Below are 22,280 nucleotides of genomic sequence, written 5' to 3'. Positions count from 1 at the left end.
GCCCGTACGCTCAGGCGACGCCCGGCAGGCACACGTCCGAGAGGCGGTCGGGCAGGTCCCGGCGACGCTTCACCTTCAACTTGCGGTATATCCGCGTCAGATGCTGCTCGACCGTGGAGATGGTCACGTACAGCTTGGTGGCGATCTCGCGGTTGGTGTGGCCCCGGGCGGCCAGCAGGGCCACGCGCGCCTCGGCCTCGGAGAGGACCTCGACCTCCTTGGGCTGCTCCGCCTCGCCGCCCGCCGGCCCGGCGGGCACCGGGACCTCGCCGTCGCCGTGGCCGGGCATGTACTGCCGGCACAGCGGCTCGGCGCCGCAGGACTTGGCGACGTGCCAGGCCTTGCGCACCAGCATCCGGGCCCGGTTGAAGTCGCCGAGCGCACGGTATCCGCCGCCCAACTCGCCCAGTGCGACGGCCAGATGGACCCTGCTGCCGCCCTCCTCCAGGGTCTCGACCGCTTCGGTGAGGCGCTTGAGCCGGGCGGAGAGGTCGGTCCCGGTGCGGGCCGCGGACAGCAGGAGCAGCCCGCGGGTGCGGCTGCCCTGGGTGCCGGTCTCGCGGCGCTGCTGCTGCTCGGTGTACTCCTTGGCGCGGGCCGGCTTGCCCAGGGCGAGCCAGGCCTCGGCGACGTCCAGCCGCCACGGCACGAGTTCGGCCGCGTCGACCTGCCAGGACTGCATCAGCTCACCGCAGTTGAGGAAGTCGCGCAGGGCGGCGTGGTAGCGGCCGGTGGCGAGGTGGCTGCGGCCCCGGGCGCGCAGGTAGTGCAGGCCGAGCAGAGTCTCGAACATGGCCTCGGGAACGGGCTGTTCGAGCAGGCTCCGGGCGTCCTCGTGGTTGCCCATGTGGGTCTCGGCCTCGACGAGGGTCGCCAGCGGCAGGGCAACGCTGATGCCCCAACTCTGCGGGGAGATCAGCGACATGGCGTGCCGGGCCTGGGCGGCGGCGCCCGGCAGGTCGCCCCGGCGCAGCGAGATCTCGGCGCGCACCGCGCTGAGCGCGGCCTGCCAGGTGGGGGCGTTGCGGGCGGAGCACTCCCCCAGCAGCCGCTCGCACCAGGCAAGGGCGAGGTCGGGACGCCCCGCGTAGACCAGGGCGAGCAGCGCGAAGACGAGGGGCTGGAGGGTGCGGTCGCTGAGCGCGTAACGCTGGAGCACCCGGGTGGCCTCGGCGACGGTCGCCTCGGCGTGCTGGGTGCCGCGCAGTGCGGTGCGCATGGCGTCGGCGGCCTGGACGTGGGCGTTGTCCGGCATGTCGTAGGGGATCGCGTCGGTGGCGCGGGTGCCCGACAGCGTTGCCGGGGTGTCCTGTTCGGTGTCGGTGTCGGCGAGCGGGGGGCTGATCATGGAGAGCCAGTTGCGGGCGGCGGCGAGGGTGCCCGGGTCGTACGCCGGGAGACGTCCGTCGGCCACGGCCTGGCTGCCCGAGGTCCGCAGGTGTCGCAGGGCCTCGCCGGCGCGTCGCGCCTCGCCCATCCACACCAGGCAGGAGACGGTCTGGACGAGGTCGCGGTCGGTGAGCAGTCCGTCGGCCAGCTCGCGCGCGAGCCGGCGCAGATGGCTCTCGGCCGCCGCCGGGCTGCTGCGCCAGACGATGCTCACCAGCCGGGAGTTCAGGGCCGCGTGGCGGGAGCCCTCGGGGCAGGAGGAGACGGCCAGCTCGCCGAACTGGAGCGCCAGTTGGTGCTCGTCACCGACGAGGGCGTACTCGGCGGCCTCCTGCAGCACGGGGATCGCCCACTCCTCGGCGGTGCGACGGGCGGCGAGCAGGTGGCGGGCGACGTCGAGGGCGGCGGCGCCCTCCTGGTGCAGCAGCCGGGCGGCGCGCTGGTGCAGGGCGGACAGGGCAGCGGGCGGCAGCGCTTCGAGCACCGCGTCCCGCGCGGCCGGGTCCCGGAAGGCGGCGCCGCGCACCAGTCCGCACCCGCCCAGGTCCCGCAGCGCCTGCTCGGTGGCCTTCACGTGCAGGTCGGCGACCTGGCTGAGCAGGCGCGCGGATCCGGAGTCGCCGAGGACGGCGACGGCGCGGGCGACGGCGAGGAGTTCGGGGTCGCCCCGGTACAGGCAGTCCATGACGGCCCGCTCGAAGGTCTCGGCGGGGCCCAGCCGCTGGAAGGGCTCGCTGGTCTCCCGCGCTCGCAGTCCGTCCTCGATGAGCGCTCCGACCAGCAGCGGGTTGCCGCCTGTGGTCTCCTGGCACTCGGCGGCCAGCCGCTGGGCGGCGGCGGGCGAGAAGTGGTCGGCCAGCACCCGCGCGGTGCCCTCGGCGGTGAGGAGCGGCAGTCGCAGGCTGGTGCAGTTGGGCTGGCGCTGGAGCTCGGCGTGGAAGGCGAGTTGGGCGGGCCGCAGCCGGACGGCGGCGGTCAGCACGATGAGGACCCCGGCCTGGCGTACCCGGCGGGCGAGGCAGAGCAGGAAGGCGAGGGAGACGTCGTCGCCGTGGTGCACGTCGTCGACGGCGATGACCACGGTGCGGTCCCGGGCGATCCGCAGCAGCGCGGTGGACAGGTGCGGCAGTACGGCCATGCCGGCGTCCATGGCGCCGTCGCCGTCGGCGGCGCCGCCGAGCGCCTGGTCCAGCAGGGAGAGCGCGTAGGCGTGGACGTCGGGCGCGTGAGGGGCGGCGGCGTCGAGGATCCGGCGCAGGATGCCGAACGGCAGATAGCGTTCGGCGCGGGATCCGGCAGCCTCCAGTACGAGCGCGCCCGCGGTGATGGCTTCCTGGGTGAAGCCCTCCAGCAGACTTGTCTTTCCGCCGGCGACCACGCCGCTGATGACAGCGACGCGCCCGCGCCCTCTCTCGGCGCTGCCGAGCAGTTCCCTCAATATCTCCAGTTGCTTGTCCCGCTCGACGAGCCTCGCGGCCACTGGCTTTCCTTCCCCCGATACGCATGACTTTCCTGAGAACCGCGCGACCGGCACGGTGGACGCCTGGTCAGGGCGCCACATCGAGCGGCCGGTGCGCGAAGGGGGCGTGCGGGCAGCGCGCGAGGCGCGCTGCCCGGGTCAACTCGGCGACCCGCCCCGTGCGATCGTCGCCGTTCGGCCAGGGGCCGGGCGACGCGCTGGGCCCCGGCGCCAGTGCGTCTTCTGGCGGGGGCCGGGCCGGGTTGGTCCCCCGGCCGCTACCGATATTGTACGTGCTCGAAATTCCGTCCGATTTTCAACGTACGGCGGTGAGTTCCTCGGAGACAATCTTCAGGATCCGCTCCTGATGGTTCGCCAAGAAGAAGTGGCCGCCCGGGAAACGATGGATATCGAACGCGCCGGACGTGTGTGCCGCCCAGGCTTCCGCTTCCTCCGAACTGGTGCGGGGATCGGCGTCCCCGGTCAGTACGGTGACGGGTGCGCGGACCGAGTCCTCGGCCGATGCGCGATAGTTCTCGATCGCCGTGTAGTCGGTGCGGATCGCGGGCAGCACCATGCGGAGGATTTCCTCGTTGCCGAGGATCCTCCCGTCGGTTCCGCTGAGTTCGCGCATTTCCTCGACAATGCCGTCGTCGTCACGCAGGTGCACGCTCTCGTGCCGGTGACTGGCGGGCGACCGGCGGCCGGAGGCGAAGATCCGCACCGGGGCGACCCCGTGGTCACGCTCCAGCCTGCGGGTCACCTCGAACGCCAGGACGGCGCCCATGCTGTGCCCGAAGAAGGCCAGCGGCCGGTCGGTCCAGGGGAGGATCTGGCTGATCAGCGCGTCGGCGTAGGCGCCGATCTCGGTGATGCCGGGCTCGTCCCGGCGGTCCTGGCGACCCGGGTACTGCACGCAGAGCACGTCCACGGCGGGCGCCAGCGCCTGGGACATCGGGAAATAGAAAGAGGCCGACCCGCCCGCGTGCGGCAGACAGACCAGCTGGATCGGGCTTTCGTCCGACGCATGGTAACGGCGAACCCAGCGACCGGTGTTTTGCTTTTCAATCAACGGATTGAAACCCCCTGTTCAGCCCCAGATGCAGCGCGCCCGTTTCTCTCGAACCCTTGTTCCACCTTCGCACGCGCTACGGGCAAGGTCATGTCTAGCAGAGCCGACAAACTCGGGAGTACCCCTACCCACCCCTTTAGCTGGAACCCCCCGTTCCACCATTCTGACCAGGTGTTCGCCCACCCGAACCACCCCGGCAACCCAGCCGGACGCGCGCGCTTTGCCCGTACACCCCTACGACCGCCGCCCGATAACAAACACCGCGACTGGTTCACCCGGGGGCCGGTTTCTTTACCCATGATTTAAGGCCCTGAAGGGAACCCTCTGCAAAGTGCCGCCCACCGGTCACTCGGTGCGCAACGCCGTGGCGGTACGGACCTTGGCCGCCCAGCCCGCCGGGACCATCGCGCCCAGCAGGGCGACGAGCACTCCGGCCAGGCCCAGCAGCACCAGTTGCGAGGTGTCGTACACATCGAGGACCGACGGCGGCAGGCCGGTGCCCGCGGCCTCTCCCATGACCGGCAGCACATAGCCGTGCAGCGCGAACCCGGCCGGGACGCCGATCAGCCCGCCGAGCACACCGATCCCGGCCACCGAGGCGAGCACGAGAGACACGGTCTGCCGCGGGGACATACCGAGCGCCTTGCACACTCCCAGGTCGTGGACACGCTCGCGGGTGTCGAGGACGACGGAGTTGAGTACTCCGAGGCCCGCCACGGAGACCAGCATCAGGGTGAGAAGACCGGCCATCGCCTCCAGTACGAGGATCATGTTCCCGTCCTGCGGGGCGGAGTCGGCGAAGACGTCGCCGCCCAGCGGCTTGACCACCTTGCCGAGTTCTCGCGCGTAGTCGGCGGGAGAGACCCCCGGCTCGACCTCGATGTGGAAGGCCTGCGGCTCCACCGTGGCGAAGCTGTCGAGATCCGCGTGGACCCGCATGCCGTCGTCCGACGTGTCGAAGGCCTCGCCGACGATCCGCAGGCGCTCCGTATCCTTCTCGAAGGTCACCCGCACGGTGTCGCCGATCCTGGTGCCCGTCCTCTCCAGGAAGCGGGTGGGCACCACGACCTGGCCCCGCCCGGAGAGCCAGTGCCCCGCGATCATCTCGTAGCCGCCGGGGCGCGAGTCACCCTGGTAGAGGACGGCCCGGACGGTGCCGGAGATCCCGGACACCGTGGCGTCGCCCGTCGCCACGCCGTAGTACGAGGCGGTGCCGGGCTGCGCCGCGACGGCGGCACGCACCGCCTCAGGATCGGCCGACGGCTGCCCCTGGTTCTGTCCCGAGGCGGCGGGCGCGCGCTCGGGGCCGGCCGCGGACTGCTTCCGCGTCTTCTCCACCCGGCCCGGCCCGGAGCCCGCGGCGGGGCCGCCGCTGATGGCGGTGACATCGGCGCGGTTCTCGGGATCCTGCGCGCCGGCGACCGCGTCGAGGGACTGCGTCAGTCCCACCGCGAACGTCGCGGCCACTGTCCCGAAGGTCACCGCGAGGACCATCGCGATGGCGCGCACGGGGTGCGCGAAGGGACTCGCGAGGCCGTACGTCACCGGCCTGGGCAGCGGGAGCCGCCCGGCCGCGCGGTGCGCCCACTGGCCGCGCGCGGAGCGCGGCGCCCTGCCGACGGCGATCGCCTCGACCGTACGCAGCCTCCCGGCCCGCAGCGCGGGCACCAGCGCCGCGATCCCGACCACGAGCAGCGCGCAGGCCGGCACCACGACATCCACCCACCAGGCCACCGAGAGCGACACCGTGCCGTACACGGACTCGGTGTCGTCGAGCAGCGGCACGGCCAGCAGGTTGCCCAGGACGACCCCCAGGGCGATACCCGCCCCGGCCGGGATCAACGCCTGGGCCACATAAGCCCGTACGACCTCGCGCGGGGTGAATCCGATGGCCTTCAGGATGCCGATCCGGCGCAGACCGGTGCCGACGGAACCGCTGATCACGCTGCCGACGATGATCACCGACATCACGATGCCGAGCACGCCGAACGCGAACAGGAACGGGATCGTCGCCGCCGCGCCCTGATCGGCGGCACGCTTGGTGTCCAGCCACGACTGCGTACCGATCAGCGCCCCGGAGGGCAGGGCGGCGGCGAGCCGCTTCCGGTCGCCCGCGATCCGCGACTTCGTCCCCGCGGAGTCGAAGCGGTAGAGCATCTGGCTCGTGAGGCCGCTGTCCCCGGTCGCGAGCGACCTGACCTCGGCGGGGGTCGTCCAGACGTCGGCGCTCGCGCCGGCGGACAGCGCGAAGCCGACGACGGTCAGCGTCCGCGCGTTCTCGGAGCCGGAACTCATCAGTGTCGAGCCGAGCTTGAGGTCCGGGCCGGAGAACGAGGCGGACAGCACGATCTCGCCGGACTCGCGTGCCCACCGGCCCGACTTCAGGTCCAGTTCGTCCACGTCGCCTCCCGGACCTGACCGTCCGACCAGCGTCAGCGCGGGCAGGTGTCCGCCGTCCCGGCCCACCGGGCTGATCGTGGTGGACGGGAAGGGTCCCGCGCTCGCCGTGACCCCGTCCAGGCGGCGGGTGCTCGCCAGTTGGGCCGCGCTCACCCGGTCCGGGTCGAACTGCGCGGTGACGTGCGGGCCGTGCTGCTGCGCGAAGGCACGGTCGAAGGGGGCGTTCGTGGCGACCATGAGGGACCCGGCGACCACGGCCGAGGCCACCGCCATCATCGTGGCCACGGCGATCACCAGTGTCTGGACGCGTCGTCTGCCGACCCCGGAGCGCACGACCCGCCCCAGCGCGCCGCCGCCGAACCGGCTCATCGGACGGCCTCCGCCTGCGTGTCGACGGCCACGCGGCCGTCCACCAGATGGATCGTGCGGTGCGCGCACGCCCGGGCCAGCTCCAGGTCGTGCGTGACGAGGACGACGGTCTGCCCGCCGCGGTGCAGATCCACGAGCAGTTCCCGTACCTCCTGCCCCGACGCGGTGTCCAGCGCGCCGGTCGGCTCGTCGGCGAGCAGCAGAGCGGGCCGGTTCACCAAGGCCCGTGCCACCGCGACCCGTTGGCGTTCACCACCGGACAACCGCCCCGGATAGGCGCGGGCGTGCTTCTGGATTCCCAGCACGTCCATCAGCTCCCCGGCACGGGACGCCGCCGCCCGCCGGGCGGTCCCGGTGAGCTGGGCGGGGAGCTGGATGTTGTCGGCGACGGTGAGGTCGTCGAGCAGATTGAAGAACTGGAAGACCATGCCGACGTGTTCGCGGCGGAACCGGGCCAGCGCGTGCTCGCTCAGCCGGTCGATACGCTGCCCGGCCACGGTCACGGTGCCCTCGCTCGGCCGGTCCAGACCGGCGACGAGGTTGAGCAGCGTGGATTTGCCGCTGCCGGACGGACCCGTCACGGCAAGGGCCTCGCCCTCGGCCACGCGGAGGCCGACCGGTCCGAGGGCCGGGGCGTCGGCGCCTCCGTACCGCTTGGCCACGCCCTCCAGTTCGATCACCTGAGTCATGGGTGTGTCCGTCCTTCGTGGTCGAGGAGCCGATGCCCGGTGGGGCCCGGTGAACGTACGGGCGGACGCCGGCCCGGCGCGTCGGCCGCGGCACCGACATCGGGCCCTCCCCGCGGAGGACCCGGCCGAGGGGTCATCCCCGAGGAGTACTCCTGGCGGACAGGGGCCCCGGCCGCGCAGGCGGACGCGGACCCGTGCGGCGGGGCCACACAATGTGCGGATGAAGACGGAGGACCCGTACGGGCGGCCACGTGACACGCCGTGGGCGGGCACCTGGCGAGAGCGGGCCGGCGACGTGCTGCGGCCGGGGACGTGGTGGGCGCACGTCCGCGACGCGATGCGGCCGGAGGGTGAGCCCGCCCCGCCGTCCCGGCGGGCGGTGCGCGTGGACGTGGTGCTGGCCCTCGTGCTGACCGTCGTCGCGCTGGTCGTGGCGGCGCGCTACCCCGGCGACGGGCCGGTACGGATCAGCTCCAGGGCCGTGTCCGAGAGCCGGGGCGCGATCCCGTACCCGGAGTGGCCTCCGGTCCCTGGCCCGGAGGCCCCGTACGACTCACGGTCCTCCGCGCCATGGGTCCTGGTCGTGCTGTCGGCGCTGCCGCTCGTGGCCAGGCGCAGGTATCCGCTGCTCGCGTTCGGGGTGGTCGCCGCCGCCGCACTGGCCATAGGTGACAGCGTCTCCTGGATCAACGTGCTGACCTGCGGGATCGGCGCGTACGGAGCCGTCGCGCACAGCCGCTACCGGACGCGGGCGATGGCCGCGCTGATCGTCGCCGCCGTGCTGGCGGGTGTCGCGTTCCGGGACTCGGACCCCGTGCTCCCCGGCTGGTCCAGCCCGGCCGTCGTGCTCCTGCTCGTCGGGGTGCTGGCCAGCCTCGTCCGCTTCGGGCGCCTGCGGCTTGAGGCCAGCCGGAAACGCTTCACGGACCTCCAGCAGGCCCAGGAGAAGGCCATGCGCCGGGCCGTCGAGGAGGAGCGCGCCCGGATAGCCGCCGAACTGCACGACGTCGTCACCCACAATGTGAGCGTGATGGTCATTCAGGCGGGCGCGGCGCGCAAGGTGATGGACGCGGCCCCGGAGCGGTCCAAGGAAGCGCTGCTGGCGGTGGAGGCCGGCGGCCGCGCCGCCATGGCCGAACTCCGCCATGTGATGGGCCTGCTCGCCGGTCCGGACGCGGGCGCCGACAGCCCCGCCGACGGCCTGGAACCGCAGCCCGGCCTCGGGCAGCTCGACGCCCTCGCCGAAAGAGTGCGGGCCGCCGGGACCCCGGTGAGTCTGACGGTGTCGCTGCCTCCCGGGCCTCTGCCGCCCGGGGTGGAACTCACGGCGTACCGCGTCGTCCAGGAGGCGCTCACCAACGCGATCAAGCACGCGGCGGGCGCCGGTGCGGCGGTGGCGATCGGCTTCGCCGGCCCGTGGCTGGAGATCGAGGTGACCGACACGGGAGCCGTCCGGGACTCGCCCGCGGTGGACGGCAACGGCCGCGGACTGATCGGGCTGCGCGAGCGGCTCGCGGTCTACGGCGGCGAGCTCACCGCCGGGCCCACGCCCACCGGCGGATACCGGGTCACGGCCCGGGTCCCGTGGGAGGCGGTGTGAACGGTCCCGCCCTGCGCGCGGTCATCGCGGACGACCAGGCCCTGGTGCGTACGGGTTTCGGGATGATCCTCGCCGCCGACGGCATCGAGGTGACGGCCGAGGCGGCGGACGGGGCCGAGGCGGTCGACGCCGTCAGGCGCACCCGGCCCGACGTCGTCCTCATGGACATCCGGATGCCGCGGATGGACGGCATCGAGGCCACCCGGCGCATTCTCGGCGGCGGACCCGACGGCTGTGACGGCACCCGGGTCATCATCCTCACCACGTACGACCTCGACCACTACGTGTACGCGGCGCTCACCGCCGGAGCGAGCGGCTTCCTGCTCAAGGACGTCACCCCCGAACACCTCGTGGCAGCCGTGCGCCTCGTGCGCTCCGGCGACGCGCTGCTCGCGCCGACGATCACGCGCAGGCTGATCGAGCGCTTCGCGCAGCGCCAGGAGTCCCCGCGGACCGGCCTCCACCGCGACCTGTCCGGGCTGACCCCGCGCGAACTGGAGGTGCTGCGCCTGATGGCGACCGGCCTCAGCAACGCCGAACTCGCGGACCGCCTCTTCCTCAGCCCGACCACGGTCAAGACGCATGTCGGCCGCATCCTGTCGAAGCTCGACCTGAGGGACCGGGTACAGGCCGTCGTCCTCGCCTACGAGAGCGGTCTGATCTCCCCGCAGGGCCCGCCCGGCACCGGCTGACGGACGTGGCCGGGGCATACCCCGGTTCGTCGATCCGACGGGGCGGGAGACCTCACGCCTGGGGGCCGGGTGAGGGCTCCGGCTGGGTGGTGGGTTCGGTGGCGGTCGCCCAGAGTTCGTTGAACGTCCTCACCTCGCCGTCGATGCGCCGGCCGTCCGCGTCGAGCCGGGTCTTCACGTTGCCCTCCTGCCGGTCCGGGTCGAACTCCAGACACAGCTCGCTGTCGAATATGACGACGTCCCGGGCGGCCGCCGCCCTGCGGTTCCGCCGCTCGGGAGATCCGGAGGAGGACAGGACGCGGAAGCGTACGTCGATGCTGAAGCCGCGCTGCTCTTCGCAGAGTTTGAGGAACCGTGTCATGAACGCCGGATCGTTCCGCTCGGATTCCTTGATCATGAACAGGCGTCGGATGGTGACACCGCGGGCCCGCATCGCCTCTATCTGGGCGTCCAGATACGGCTTCGCCGAGTCCGTGTCCCAGAACGGCTGGTCGACGGAACTGCTCGTGGCGTCGATGGTGCGACGCGCGCACTCGGTGAGCCTGATGAGCCATTCGGTGTTGTCCCGGGGCCACTGGGCGGTCATCCCGGTCAGGTCGGTGACGACGAAGGCAAGACTCTCCGTCTCGGCCCGGGCGAACGCCTTCACGATCTCCGGTCCCTGCTGCCCCACCCGGCTCAGACTCTTGATCAGGCGTCTCGCGTCGCCGGCGCTCATGCCCGCCTGGTCCAGGTCACGCAGGAGTCCGGCGGCCTCGCTGAGCTCGATGAAGTGTTCCTGGTGCTCTCGGCCGCGCTCCTGCTGCCCGGTCTCCATCTGCGCCAGCCGCTGCTCGAAGTCGACCATGTACTGGACGATGAGAGCGGATCCGCCGATGACGACGGACACCGCGATCTTCCACAGCTCGTCGCCGGACTGGTGCACCAGGTTGGTGAGCACATACGCGATGGTGCTGACGACGACGGTGACCAGCGTCTTGAGCACAATGGGCGCTATCCGCACCCCGCCCGCCACCGGCCCCGGCGTCCCCGCTGCTCCGTGCATGGTCGTCTCCCCCGCCAGATGTCTCCCAGGATGCTGCCCGATCAGTGCGGGGTCGGCACCTCCTCAGGCAACTGGATTGCGTGGAGCGCGAGTTGGTCCCTGACGCGTTGTGCCGACGTGTTCCACTGTCTGCTGTAGCCCGGGGTCTTCTCCAACTGGTCCCAGACGGTGTGCAGGGCGGGGTCCAGGCGGGCCCTGGGCATCCACAGATGCAGCAGGTGGTCGACGAGCGGGCGCAGTACCTTCAGGATGCTCCGGCTGTCCGTGGAGCTGACTCTCAGTCCGTCGAGTCTGTCGGTGACGGTCGTGAGCAGCCAGTCGTGCAGGGCCAGGTCCTCGCAGAGTCCGGCCGCCGCGATGAGCGGGATACCGCCCGGCAGACGGAGTTCGAGGGTGCGCAGGCGTTCGTCGGCCATGGTGAACAGCGCGGACGGTTCCTCGCCGGGGGCGGCTGTCGTCACCGTCCAGCGCAGTGCGGTGTCGGCGGCGCGGAGCGGGGCGCGGTGGTCGAGGATCTGGTGCTGGGAGATCCTGGCCAGCAGGCTTTCGGCGATCGATCCGACATCGAGCAGGCCTGGCTGAGGGTTGCCGAGAAGGCCCTGGGCGACCTGCTTCTCAGCCGGTCTTCCGATGGGGATCAGGGATCCGGGCCGGGCCAGGTAGTAGCCCCAGGGCTGTCGGCGGTCGGTTCCGAAGGCGGGGAGCAAGAAGGAGGCCGCGGACTGGAGGACCCGGCCCTCGACGAGCAGGGCGCGGGTGGTCACGGTGCCCACGGCACGCACCCGGGTGCCCGTGGAGGCGGGCAGAGCGCAGTCGACGCCGGTGAGGACGTCCGGGGAGACCGCGAGACGGTTCGGCCGCCGGGAGGTCCTGACCCGTTCGTCGGCGCGCAGGTGCAGCAGACGCGTGGCCGCTCGCTCGTCCAGCGCGTTGCCGGCGGGCAGCATGCAGGTGCGTACCTCGCCGCAGGCGATGGCGGGAGGTGCGTGCGTGGCGAGGTGACTCATCACAGTCCTGGTGGAAAGACGTAGGACGTGCGGTCGGCGACATCCGCTGGCACGGGGAAACTCTCGCGGCTGGAGCGCTGGTTCACCTGTTCCTGTACCTGGGCCTCGATGTGGACCTGTTCGAGGATGACGCGTACGGCGTGCTCGACGGGCATGAAGCGGGTGGGGAGCACGCTGCACGTGAGGTAGGCGGTGAAGGGCTGGGCGCGCGGGTTCAGCCGTACGACGGACGGCAGTTCGTCCCAGTCCTCGGGGAACTCCCTGTCGTCCCAGGGGGTCGGCGCGAGCACCGCGCGGCCGTTGTCGCGCAGGAGCCCCAGCCGGACCAACTGCCAGACAGCGGCGAGGAAGGCGCAGGACCAGGTGCGCCGCTCCTCCGCGTCGCTCCACAACTCGACGTCCATGAAGACGGAGTGGCCGCGGGCGCCGGTCTCCGACGGGGGCTGCCAGACCGCGCCGGCGGAGTCCAGGGCCGCCGAGGTGCGCTGGGCCGGGGCGCGCCGGCCGTTGCTGAGCCAACCGATGCGGCTGACGGGCGGCCGGAACCCGCTGCTGCCGGGCGGCGGGGACTCCACCAGCCGTTGCAGGACGGACTCGGCCAGGTGGAGCTCCGCGCGATCGGCGCCGGTCGTGACCGCGCAACCGGACTCGCGGGCAAGGTAGTCGATGGTCAGCCCGGCCTCGGCGGCGGCGGCCAGGAGCGGGGGGATCAGCTCGGCCGGCGTGGACAGCCGGGAGAAGTAGTCGTCGATCAGGAAGCAGGTACTCACGCGCGGTCGGCCGCCCGCGAGCTGGGTGCCGGCGCGGGCGGCGTCCACCCACGGCCTTGCCGTCGCGAAGTGCCGACGAAGGCGGTCGCCGCCCTCGGTGAAGTCCTCCATGTACAAGTGCCCGAGTTCCAGGGACACATGGGAGAACGGCACGGACTCCGTGCGGGGTTCGGCGCTGGTCTCCCGGAAGACCGCGCTGGGTCGGTTCACAGCTCCCCCCAGTACCTCTCGTCGTTCAGGCGCCGGGCCAGGTCGCCCAAGGCCCGCAGGGTCTCGTTGGCGGCGATCCTGCGGTCGTGCACGTCCGCGTCGGTGATGAGGCGCTCCTGCCACTGGAGGACGGGTTCGAGCGGAATCGATGCCAGTACCCGGCTCTCGCCGATGCCCCGGTCGGCGGCTAGTTCCTCAAGTGCCCGGTCGCACTGCCGCATCCACGCGTACTGGGCGGGTGTCACCTGGGCCCACAGGGGTGACTCCAGGTCGGGTACGGCGGCTCGGACGAAGCGGATGGAGCCGCTGAGTGTCTCGGGCCGGTGCCCTCTGGCCGCACCGGCCTGCACGATGCCGTGCCTGCCGAAGGTGAGCTCGGCCGCGGCTCTCACATGCTGGTGGGTCCAGCGGTGGAAGACGAGCCAGCGGTGCTTCAGTCTGCCGAGGCCGCCGCGGGGTGCGGTGGCCGCGAGGACCAGATCCATCGCGTAGCTGCGCCCGGCGCTGAGGTCCACGACGATCATGTCGAATTCTCGGTTGAGGCTCAGTACGAGGTCGACGCACCGGTGGAGCTGGTCCTCTCCGGTGACGAACTCCCCTCCGGAGCGGTCGCCCGGGAACAGGACGAGCCGGCCGGATCCGCTGGGCCGGTCGCGCAGGTCGGGGTGTTCGGTGCGCGCCCAGACGTCGACGCGGTGCGGTTCGCCGGTCGCGCCCTGGAGATAGGAGTGCAGTCCGGTTCCCTGGACCTCCAGGTCCGTGGTGGGCAGGTCGAACACGGCGGAGGCGGTGGGGGATCCGAAGTCGAAGTCCAGGAAGCAGACGTCCGCTCCGCCCAGGGCGTGACGGTACGCCAGATTGGCGCTGGTGACGGAGCGGCCGGTCCCTCCCTTGTCCGAGGCGGCGAGGACGAGCACGGTCACACCTCCCGGTCCGCGGCGCGGGTGAGGGAGTCGAGCCGTACGAGGACGTCGAGTGCCAGCGCGAGGGCGGTTCCGGGCCGCCGTTCGATCAGTTCCCGGGCGCGCCGGAGGTCCGCTTCGATGCCCTTGGTCCATTCTCCCTGCTGGGTCCTGGAGGGCGGTGCCGGGTGATCCTTCTGTTCCCTGCCCAGCAGATGGGCGGCTTCGCTGATCGCCTCCCTCGCCGCGGCGGACAGGGCGAGGCTCGGGATCGGCGGACGGTCGTAGAGCCCGTGCGCTGCGACCATGCATTCGGTGACGCGCTCGGTGACGCTCCAGGACGGCGTCGTCGTCGGAGCCGGTGACTCGGGATGGACGGCCCGCACGTCGTCCCACAGCCCGGCGCCCTCGCCTTCGGTGATACGGCGCCGCCACACATGGTCGAGGACGCTCTCGGCCAGTTGGAGCAGACGTTCCTCGGACTCGACGTTGCCCGCCAGGGCGCAGAGTTGGACGGCCCGCTTGAGCAACTGGGTGGAGAAGTCGTTCATCACCCAGGCCATGGTCGGGCCGAGTTCGTCGCTGCCGAGCAGTGGCATCGTGATCCCGGGGCTGTGCAGGGCGATGGCCGGGTCGTCACGGATGGTGCGACCGGTGATCCGGCCGCGTTCGGCGAGGCGTTCCATGACGGTGACGATGCGGGTGAGGTCGTGGTCGGTCGTTCTTCGGCGCATCAGGTCGTGGACCAGGATGGAGACGACCGTGAGGGAGAAGTACTCCGATTCCAGCCGCTGCAGCGTGGTGCGCCAGGGGATCTCCTCCAGGGGCCAGGCGTCGTCGTCGAAGCGGGCGATGGTCGACCAGTACTGCTGGGTGATCTCGAAGCGCAGCCTCAGGGCCGAGGCCAGCTGCTGCTGTTCGGCGTCGAGCAGGCCGAGGGTGAGGGTGCGCTCGGACAGGAGGTCGATGATGCCGTCGAGGGCGACGACGGTGAAGTGGAGGTAGGGCACGGGGTGGGCGACGCCCCGGGGCTGCGTGCCGCGATCGGTCCGCGACTCCGTCTGGATCTCGCGGGCGTCCTTGACCACGCCCCACGCCCAGCCGCACTCGAACAGGCGGTTCTCGTTGCGCAGTTCGTCGCGGACGTCCGTGTCCAGGCCCAGAGTGAGGCTTTCGGTGATCAGGGCGCGCAGCGGCTTGAACCGGCGCTGGAATCGCTGCATGACCTGCCGGTCGGACAGACGGCCTCCGCCGAGCAGACGCGCGAGCGCCTGCCCCTGACCGGACGAGATCTCGACGACGTCGACGGTGAAGGAGCGCAGCAGGCCCACGATCGCGGCGGTCAGCCGCTCGCTCGTGTCCTCCCAGAGCTGCTCGACGCGGTCCCTGGCGGACGCGCGAGCGGTCGACCGGTACACCTTGAGGAACCCGAGGGTGGCCAGGCACAGGCTCACGGACATGGAATAGGAGTCGACCACGTCGAGTTCTCTCTGCTCCTCGGAGAGTTCCCGCTCGGGGTCGACGGAGGCGAAGTAGTGGCCACCGGCGAAGGTGGGGGCTTCACCGTCGTGGTGTTTCTTCATGAACTCACCCAGGATCTCGATGAGTCGCAGGGGAATGTCGGTGGAGTCTCCCGCGTCGCGCAGAGCCTCTCTCACATCCCGCTGGGTGGTGTCGGGGTCGTCCAGGCGGAATGCCGGGATCTCCGTCGCGGGGTACAGAAGGCAGAGCAGTCGTTCCGCGTCGGCGACACTGCTGCGACCACCCCCTTCGCCCCAGGACCACACTCCTTGCTCGAAAGAGTGACGAGCCGATGCCCGCCACATATCGAGCAGGTGCTGACGCGGCTTGATCCGCATTCCGTGCTCCCCCTCACAGACCCTCTCGCCCGGCCGTACAGGCCCTAAAGGCCCTTCGAAAGCTGCCCGCTCACCGGAAACCGCACGCGAGGATCATGGACGTGTAGCCGGGCCGCACCTCCCCCGGACCGCCGATCCGGTGGGTCTGCACACGCTCGGCGCGGCGCTCGATGCTGGCGCTGATTTCGGCCTGCTTCACCTCGCACGCGGGAAACCACGTGTCCCCCACCTGATATCCCTCGGAGTTCTCCATGAAGGCGGCCGCGAAGGGCGCTCCCGGAACGAGGGACTCCAGGAAGTGTTCGACAGCGCAATGGAATTCATCGGGGGAGGTGGAGATGGACTCGGCGACGAAGAACATCGTCCCTACCTGCCACTTCTCTCCTCGCTCGGCGGGCTTCAGGACATCGCCCTGCTCGACCCGCGCCACATCGCCCAGTCGCTGCCAGGGGCCGCCCGGCATCGACGCGTAGGCGTCGTCCAGGCACAGCTTGCGCCAGAAGTCGTCCCAACTCCCGTCGTGCCGGGCGAGCTGCTGCCGCAGATAGCGGAGGTTGGGTTTCGCCTTGTCCAGCAAGGTGATCTCGTCGCACCAGGGCAGCATCGAGAGGGCCGGATAGAGATTGGCTCCCGCCCCCACGTCGATACCCCGGACCGGCCGAGCGGGAGCCTTACGGAAATGATCACTGAAATGAGCGCGAACGATTGACATGATCGTCTCGTCCACGGACAGCACCGTGCGGTAGTTGTTCTGGACGTAGAGTGCGGGGTCGAAGGCGTCCCACGGCGCGTCCGCGTTCAACTGCGCCTGTTTTCCGGGTGATCCCAAAGGCATGCTCCACGGTATCAACAGAGCCGATCCGCGACTTCCCCTCCTTGCTGAATCCCTGCCGACAAAGGAGGCATGAGGGGCGCACGGTCGCATGCGGCACCCGACACCGGATCCGAGGACTTGAACGGGCCGAGCGGCAGGGCGATTCTGGTTCGATGCGAGCACTTCACCCTTGGTTCGTCCGGGTCAGCAAGGCCAGCGATCAGGACATGTCCGATCTACTGCGTCTGGATCACGAAGTCTTTCCCGCCGACCCGTTTCCCTTCTCCCTGATGCGTCAGTTCATGGACATGTACCCGGACCATCTGCTCGTAGTGGAAGACGACGACGGCCGCGTCTGCGGCTACGTCCTGGCCACGCCACCGCACAAGGGGCAAAGCTGGATCGTCAGCCTGGGAGTCTCACCCGCCGTGCGAGGCAGGGGAGTGGCCCGGCAACTGATGCTGGAGACCCTCAAGAAACTCCGCAGCGCGGACGCGGAGACCCTCCTCCTCTGGGTGGAGCCGGCCAACGACCCGGCCATAGCGCTCTACCTGTCCCTGGGCTTCGTCCGCGACCCCTCGGGCCCCCGCCCGGACCACTTCGGCCCCGGCGCCCATCGCCTCCTGATGACACTCGACATGTGACCTCGCACCCGCCGTGTTCACGGTGTGCCCGCCGGCGCGGGGAGGCGTACCTCCGCCCATACGGTCTTGCCGGGGGCGGCCGGGCGCGGGGTGACCCCCCAGTCGTCGGCCAGGGCGTCGACAAGGAGGAGGCCGCGCCCGGATTCCCCGTCCGGGTACGGCGCCGCCGGGACCGGCAGCCTCTCGGCCCGGGTGTCCGTGACCTCGACCCGCAGGACACGTCCGGTCGCGGCGAGCCGGAGGTGGAAGTCGCGGCCGGGGACATGGCCGTGCCGGACGGCGTTCGCCGTGAGCTCCGCCGTGATCAGGGTGACGGTCTCGTTGGCCGGTGACGTGTACGGGTGGCCCCACTCGTTCAGACGGTGCGAGATGAGCCGACGGGCGAGTCGTGCGCCGCGTGGGGTCGATGTGAACCGCATCGCGAACTCCAGTGCGACCAGCGTGCGTTGCGGCATATGCCTGTGCGGGTGGGTTTCCGGCTTCATGGGCAGAACGGTCGCGGCCCGTGCGTAGCTTTGAACAGGCACGACGCGCGGACCGGCACCCGTTGTACGTGACGGCTGCGCCGTTGTACGCGGAGTGAGGCGTGACCGGCCTCCCTCACGGTGCGTTGGTCGCGGGAGCGGTTCCCTTGACGGTGCGTACGGGAGGTGCCGGGCGTGGAGGAGCAGTCGGCGGAGAGTGAGCACGAGCCCGGGGCGGGCATCCTGCACGTGTTCGGACGGCAGTTGAAGCTGTGCCGGGAGCGGGCGGGTCTCGACCGGGCGGAACTGGGGGCGCGGACGGGGTACTCGGCGTCGACGATCGCCTCTTTCGAACAGGGGAGGCGGATCCCGCCACCCAAGTTCATCGACCGGGCCGATGAAGTACTGGACGCGGGCGGGGTGTTGGGCGCGGGGAAGGAGGAGGTGGCCCGGGCGCAGTATCCGGCGTTCTTCCGGGATGCGGCGAGCTTGGAGGCGCAAGCGGTTGAGCTGCATGTTTACGCGACCCAGGCCACACCAGGGTTGTTGCAGACGGAGGACTACGCGCGGGCGGTCTTTGCCATGTGGCGGCCGCTGCTGGACGAAGGGGTCATCGAACAGCGAGTGGCCGCACGGCTGGCGCGGCATGAGATTTTCGTCAGGCGTCCCGCGCCGCACTTGACCTTTGTGATCGAGGAGGCAGTACTTCACCGCCCCCTCGGCGGGGAGGGAGTCTGGCGTGGCCAGTTGGAACACCTCCTCCTGGCAGGAGAGAGAAGGAACGTCGAGATCCAGGTGATGCCCCTGTCTCGCGTGCAACACGCAGGACTGGCAGGACCGTTCACCTTGATGGAGACCGTGGATGGGCGGAGGATCGCCTATACGGAGGTCCAAGGTGACAGCCGCGTCCATACGGAGCGTGGGAAGGTCCGGGAAGTCGAGGCCGCGTACGGGAGTCTCCGTGCACAGGCGCTCACACCGGCTGAATCGCTCTCTTTGATCGAGAAGTTGTTGGGAGAGAGATGAGCGGGGTAGCGGTCGGGCCTGACACGGACAGCCTGGCTTGGTTCAAGAGCAGTTACAGCGCGGGCAACGGCGGCGAGTGCGTCGAAGTAGCCCCCTGGATGGGCATCACCCACGTACGCGACTCGAAAGTCACCGCAGGCCCCATAGTCGGCGTCAGCCACAACGTCTGGACCGACTTCGTCGGCTTCGCGGCCCGGCACATCGACTGAGACGCGGCGCGACCTCACCGTGCCCCGCGACCGTTCACGATCGGTCGCGGGGCACGGGCGTGCCTGCGGGAACACCACCTCGCCGGCCGATTGAAACCGTTCAATCACCCCGGTGACGCGAATCAGCCAGATCTCCTTGATGACACGGATCAACGGCCGGAACCTCGGAAAATCCCTGCACACTCATTGACCCTCACCCCTCGCGCCCCTACGTTCGCCGCTGTGACGTTGATTTGAATCGATTCACAACTCCTAGGTGAGGGGCCGCAGTTGATCAGCAGGAGGAACATCCTGGCGGGCGCGGCGGGCGCCGTCGCCGCGACGGCCGCCGGAGCGGGACCGGCCGCGGCCGCGCCCACGTCGGCACCGGCGTCCGCGCCGGCCGGGTCGCGGGCGCGGCGCGGAGCGCCCCGCATCACCGCCCCGACCGTCGAATACGTCCAGCACCCCTTGGGTCTCGACGCTCAACACCCCCGGCTGAGCTGGCCGATGGTCTCGGACAAGCCCGGGACGCTCCAGAGCGCGTACCGACTCCGTGTCGCCTCCAGCAGGTCGAGGCTGTCCCGTCCGGACGTCTGGGACAGCGGGAAGGTGATGTCCGACCAGTCCGTCCTCGTCCCGTACGCGGGTCCTCGACTCGCCCCACGGACACGCTACTTCTGGTCCGTGCGGGTCTGGGACACCGACGGCGCGGCCTCCGGCTGGAGCGCGCCGTCCTGGTGGGAGACCGGGCTCATGGACGCGCGGTGGTCGGCGGACTGGGTCTCCGCCCCCACCGTCCTCACGGACGCGCCCTCCCTCGAAGGCAGCGACTGGATCTGGTTCCCCGAGGGGGATCCGGCGAGCAGCGCTCCGGCGGACACGCGGTGGTTCCGGCGGGTCGTCGATGTCCCGGACGGTGTCACGGCGGCGAAGATCGCCATCACCGTTGACAACGTTTTCTCGCTCTCCGTGAACGGCGCCGAAGTGGCCCGCACCGATCTGGCGACGGACCACGACGGCTGGCGGCGACCCGCCGTCGTCGACGTCCTGGGAAGGCTGCGCCCCGGCAGGAACGTCCTCGCGGTCGCGGCGACCAACGCGACGGTGGGGCCCGCCGGTCTGGTCGCCGTCCTCACCCTGAGCACGGCCTCCGGTGAGCAGCGGATCGTCACCGACGCCTCCTGGAGGACGACGGACGCGGAGCCCTCGGGCGACTGGCGCGGGGACGGTTTCGACGACAGCGGCTGGTCCGCGGCGAAGGTGGCCGCCGCGTGGGGGTCGGGCCCCTGGGGCAGGGTCGTTCCGGCGTCCTTCGCCGCCAACCAACTGCGGCACGGGTTCACGCTGCCGCGCAAGAAGGTGGCCCGCGCCCGCCTGTACGCCACGGCCCTCGGCCTGTACGAGGCCCACCTCAACGGCCGCCGGGTGGGCCGCGATCAGCTCGCCCCCGGCTGGACCGACTACCGCGAACGCGTCCAGTACCAGACGTACGACGTCACGTCCCTGCTCCGGCCCGGCGCGAACGCCATCGGCGCGTATGTGGCGCCGGGCTGGTACGCGGGCGACGTCGGCATGTTCGGGCCGCACCAGTACGGTGAACGCCCCGCGCTGCTGGCGCAGTTGGAGATCGAGTACGCCGACGGGACCAGTGAGCGCGTCACTTCGGGCACGGACTGGCGGGCCGCGGCCGGCCCGATCGTCGCCGCCGACCTGCTGGGCGGCGAGACGTACGACGCGCGGATGGAGACCGCCGGCTGGACCTCACCCGGTTTCGACGACGGGACCTGGCTCGGTGTCCGCGCGGCGGGCGACGGCGCTCCCGGTCAGATCGTCGCGCAGGCCGACGGCCCGGTGCGCGTGGCCGGTGAACGGCCGGCCGAGAAGGTGACCGAACCCGCGCCGGGCGTCTTCGTCTTCGACCTGGGCCAGAACATGGTCGGCTCGGTGCGGCTGCGTGTCTCGGGCGACGCCGGGACGACCGTGCGGCTGCGGCACGCCGAGGTCCTCAACCCGGACGGCACTCTCTACACCGCGAATCTGCGCTCGGCCGCGGCGACCGACACGTACACCCTCAAGGGTGGCGGCGAGGAGACGTACGAACCGCGCTTCACCTTCCACGGATTCCGCTACGTCGAGCTCACCGGGTTCCCCGGCACTCCCTCCGCGCGGGCCGTGACCGGTCGCGTGATGCATACGTCGGCGCCCTTCACCCTTGAGTTCGAGACCGACGTCCCGATGCTCAACCAGCTGCACAGCAACATCACTTGGGGGCAGCGCGGCAACTTCCTCTCCGTCCCGACGGACACGCCCGCGCGCGACGAGCGGCTGGGCTGGACCGGTGACATCAACGTCTTCGCTCCCACGGCCGCCTACACGATGGAGTCGGCCAGGTTCCTCGCCAAGTGGCTCGTGGACCTGCGCGACGGCCAGACCGCCGAGGGCGCGTTCACGGACGTGGCGCCCATGGTCGGAACGGTCGGCAACGGCGTCGCGGGCTGGGGCGACGCGGGTGTCACGGTCCCCTGGTCGCTGTACGAGGCCTACGGGGACCGGCAGGTCCTGGCCGACGCCTGGTCGTCCGTCCAGTCCTGGCTGGCCTACCTGGAGCGCCACAGCGACAACCTGCTGCGGCCGGCGGACGGGTACGGGGACTGGCTGAACGTCTCGGACGAGACGCCCAAGGACGTCATCGCCACCGCGTACTTCGCGCACAGCGCCGACCTCGTGGCCCGGATGGCCACCGCGCTCGGCAAGGACCCGGCGCCCCATGTCACCCTCTTCGAGCGCGTCCGTGAGGCGTTCCAGAACGCCTATGTCGGCGCGGACGGGAAGGTGAAGGGCGACACACAGACGGCGTACGTGCTCGCCCTGTCGATGAACCTGCTGCCGGACGCCCTGCGCGCGGCGGCGGCCGGCCGGCTCGTCGATCTGATCCGCGCGAAGGACTGGCATCTGTCGACGGGCTTCCTCGGCACGCCCCGGCTGCTGCCCGTCCTCACGGACACCGGGCACACCGACGTCGCCTACCGGCTGCTCCAGCAGCGCTCCTTCCCGAGCTGGGGCTACCAGATCGACAAGGGCTCCACCACGATGTGGGAACGCTGGGACTCCATCCGGCCCGACGGCAGCTTCCAGACCCCGGACATGAACTCCTTCAACCACTACGCCTACGGCTCGGTGGGCGAGTGGATGTACGCCAACATCGCCGGGATCTCGCCGGGCCGGCCCGGTTACCGGGAGATCGTCGTCCGTCCCCGCCCGGGTGGCGACGTCACCTCCGCGCGCGCCACCTTCACCTCCGTGTACGGCCCGGTCTCCACGCGGTGGCACCAGCGCTCCGGCGGCTTCCACCTCACCTGCGCCGTGCCCGCCAACACCACGGCCGAGGTGTGGATCCCCGCGACCGGACCGGAGGCGGTCTCCCACACCCGCGCGACCTTCCTGCGTACGGAGGACGGCTGCGCGGTGTACCGGGTCGGCTCCGGCAGCCACAGGTTCACCGCCTGACCGAGTGCCCGAAGGGGAACCAGGACCGAGTGTCCCGGAAGGGAACAGGAGTGGGGGGGGGGGGGGGGGGGGGGGGGGGGGGGGGGGGGAGCTGCCTCCCCCCCCCCCCCCGCGCCCCGCCCCCCCCCCCCACCGACCCACCGAGCCACGAGCCCTACGCGCATCCCCGCT

General features: G+C 71.1%; 17 protein-coding genes. 6 read left to right on the top strand and 11 right to left on the bottom strand.

The window, feature by feature from the left end:
- Positions 1–10 precede the first annotated feature (10 nt).
- The 4 genes from ACZ6KY_RS24755 to ACZ6KY_RS24740 all read right to left on the bottom strand — a co-directional run bounded on the left by ACZ6KY_RS24755 (position 11) and on the right by ACZ6KY_RS24740 (position 7,378).
- Positions 11–2,869, bottom strand: a complete 2,859-nt coding sequence (locus ACZ6KY_RS24755) for a helix-turn-helix transcriptional regulator (RefSeq protein WP_469312462.1) — start codon at positions 2,867–2,869, stop codon at positions 11–13.
- A 295-nt stretch (positions 2,870–3,164) separates the two neighbouring features.
- Entirely contained in the window at positions 3,165–3,920 is a 756-nt protein-coding gene (locus ACZ6KY_RS24750) for a thioesterase II family protein (RefSeq protein WP_469312461.1), read from the bottom strand.
- A gap of 345 nt (positions 3,921–4,265) precedes the next feature.
- Positions 4,266–6,689, bottom strand: coding sequence for an ABC transporter permease (locus ACZ6KY_RS24745; protein ID WP_469312460.1), 2,424 nt, complete (start codon positions 6,687–6,689; stop codon positions 4,266–4,268).
- Complete coding sequence (locus tag ACZ6KY_RS24740) at positions 6,686–7,378, bottom strand: ABC transporter ATP-binding protein (protein ID WP_469312459.1); 693 nt, start codon at positions 7,376–7,378, stop codon at positions 6,686–6,688. Before ACZ6KY_RS24740 ends, ACZ6KY_RS24745 begins: the two co-directional genes overlap by 4 nt.
- Positions 7,379–7,715: 337 nt before the next feature.
- On the opposite strand from ACZ6KY_RS24740, the gene ACZ6KY_RS24735 reads away from it, so the two are divergent.
- Positions 7,716–8,978 carry a sensor histidine kinase gene (locus tag ACZ6KY_RS24735; RefSeq protein ID WP_469312476.1) on the top strand — a complete coding sequence of 421 codons (1,263 nt, stop codon included), beginning with the start codon at positions 7,716–7,718 and terminating at the stop codon, positions 8,976–8,978.
- Positions 8,975–9,670, top strand: a complete 696-nt coding sequence (locus tag ACZ6KY_RS24730) for a response regulator (protein ID WP_469312458.1) — start codon at positions 8,975–8,977, stop codon at positions 9,668–9,670. The genes ACZ6KY_RS24735 and ACZ6KY_RS24730 overlap by 4 nt, the downstream gene beginning before the upstream one ends.
- Positions 9,671–9,722: 52 nt before the next feature.
- Here the strand turns inward: ACZ6KY_RS24730 and ACZ6KY_RS24725 are convergent, their stop codons facing one another.
- The 6 genes from ACZ6KY_RS24725 to ACZ6KY_RS24700 all read right to left on the bottom strand — a co-directional run bounded on the left by ACZ6KY_RS24725 (position 9,723) and on the right by ACZ6KY_RS24700 (position 16,298).
- Positions 9,723–10,715 (bottom strand): hypothetical protein, encoded by a 993-nt coding sequence (locus tag ACZ6KY_RS24725; protein WP_469312457.1) that lies wholly within the window; start codon positions 10,713–10,715, stop codon positions 9,723–9,725.
- Positions 10,716–10,756: 41 nt separating this feature from the next.
- The gene (locus ACZ6KY_RS24720; RefSeq protein ID WP_469312456.1) at positions 10,757–11,722 is read right to left on the bottom strand and encodes an SCO2521 family protein; all 966 of its coding nucleotides are present in this window, start codon (positions 11,720–11,722) and stop codon (positions 10,757–10,759) included.
- Positions 11,722–12,702 (bottom strand): SCO2522 family protein, encoded by a 981-nt coding sequence (locus ACZ6KY_RS24715; RefSeq protein WP_469312455.1) that lies wholly within the window; start codon positions 12,700–12,702, stop codon positions 11,722–11,724. The genes ACZ6KY_RS24720 and ACZ6KY_RS24715 overlap by 1 nt, the downstream gene beginning before the upstream one ends.
- Positions 12,699–13,619, bottom strand: a complete 921-nt coding sequence (locus tag ACZ6KY_RS24710; RefSeq protein ID WP_469312475.1) for an SCO2523 family variant P-loop protein — start codon at positions 13,617–13,619, stop codon at positions 12,699–12,701. Before ACZ6KY_RS24710 ends, ACZ6KY_RS24715 begins: the two co-directional genes overlap by 4 nt.
- A 2-nt stretch (positions 13,620–13,621) precedes the next feature.
- On the bottom strand, positions 13,622–15,463 hold the full coding sequence (locus tag ACZ6KY_RS24705) for an SCO2524 family protein (protein ID WP_469312454.1): 1,842 nt from the start codon (positions 15,461–15,463) through the stop codon (positions 13,622–13,624).
- Between the two features lie 70 nt (positions 15,464–15,533).
- A complete protein-coding gene (locus ACZ6KY_RS24700; RefSeq protein WP_469312453.1) occupies positions 15,534–16,298 on the bottom strand; it encodes an SCO2525 family SAM-dependent methyltransferase in 765 nt (254 codons plus the stop codon).
- 152 nt (positions 16,299–16,450) lie between these two features.
- Here ACZ6KY_RS24700 and ACZ6KY_RS24695 point away from each other — a divergent pair, with 152 nt between their 5' ends.
- Positions 16,451–16,921 (top strand): GNAT family N-acetyltransferase, encoded by a 471-nt coding sequence (locus ACZ6KY_RS24695; RefSeq protein ID WP_469312452.1) that lies wholly within the window; start codon positions 16,451–16,453, stop codon positions 16,919–16,921.
- A gap of 17 nt (positions 16,922–16,938) precedes the next feature.
- Here ACZ6KY_RS24695 and ACZ6KY_RS24690 read toward each other — a convergent pair whose 3' ends face one another.
- Positions 16,939–17,406: an ATP-binding protein gene (locus tag ACZ6KY_RS24690; RefSeq protein ID WP_469312451.1), complete on the bottom strand. Its 468-nt coding sequence runs from the start codon at positions 17,404–17,406 to the stop codon at positions 16,939–16,941.
- A gap of 174 nt (positions 17,407–17,580) precedes the next feature.
- Here ACZ6KY_RS24690 and ACZ6KY_RS24685 point away from each other — a divergent pair, with 174 nt between their 5' ends.
- The 3 genes from ACZ6KY_RS24685 (at position 17,581) to ACZ6KY_RS24675 (ending at position 22,109) form a co-directional block, all read left to right on the top strand.
- Positions 17,581–18,411, top strand: coding sequence for a helix-turn-helix domain-containing protein (locus ACZ6KY_RS24685; RefSeq protein WP_469312450.1), 831 nt, complete (start codon positions 17,581–17,583; stop codon positions 18,409–18,411).
- A complete protein-coding gene (locus tag ACZ6KY_RS24680; protein ID WP_469312449.1) occupies positions 18,408–18,620 on the top strand; it encodes a DUF397 domain-containing protein in 213 nt (70 codons plus the stop codon). The genes ACZ6KY_RS24685 and ACZ6KY_RS24680 overlap by 4 nt, the downstream gene beginning before the upstream one ends.
- Positions 18,621–18,890: 270 nt before the next feature.
- Positions 18,891–22,109, top strand: coding sequence for an alpha-L-rhamnosidase (locus ACZ6KY_RS24675; protein ID WP_469312448.1), 3,219 nt, complete (start codon positions 18,891–18,893; stop codon positions 22,107–22,109).
- Positions 22,110–22,280: the final 171 nt, after the last annotated feature.

The sequence above is a fragment of the Streptomyces sp. NPDC042002 genome, from assembly GCF_055588305.1.
The sequence above is the reverse complement of the archived record's forward strand: the minus strand, read 5'-3'. Positions and strand labels throughout refer to the sequence as shown.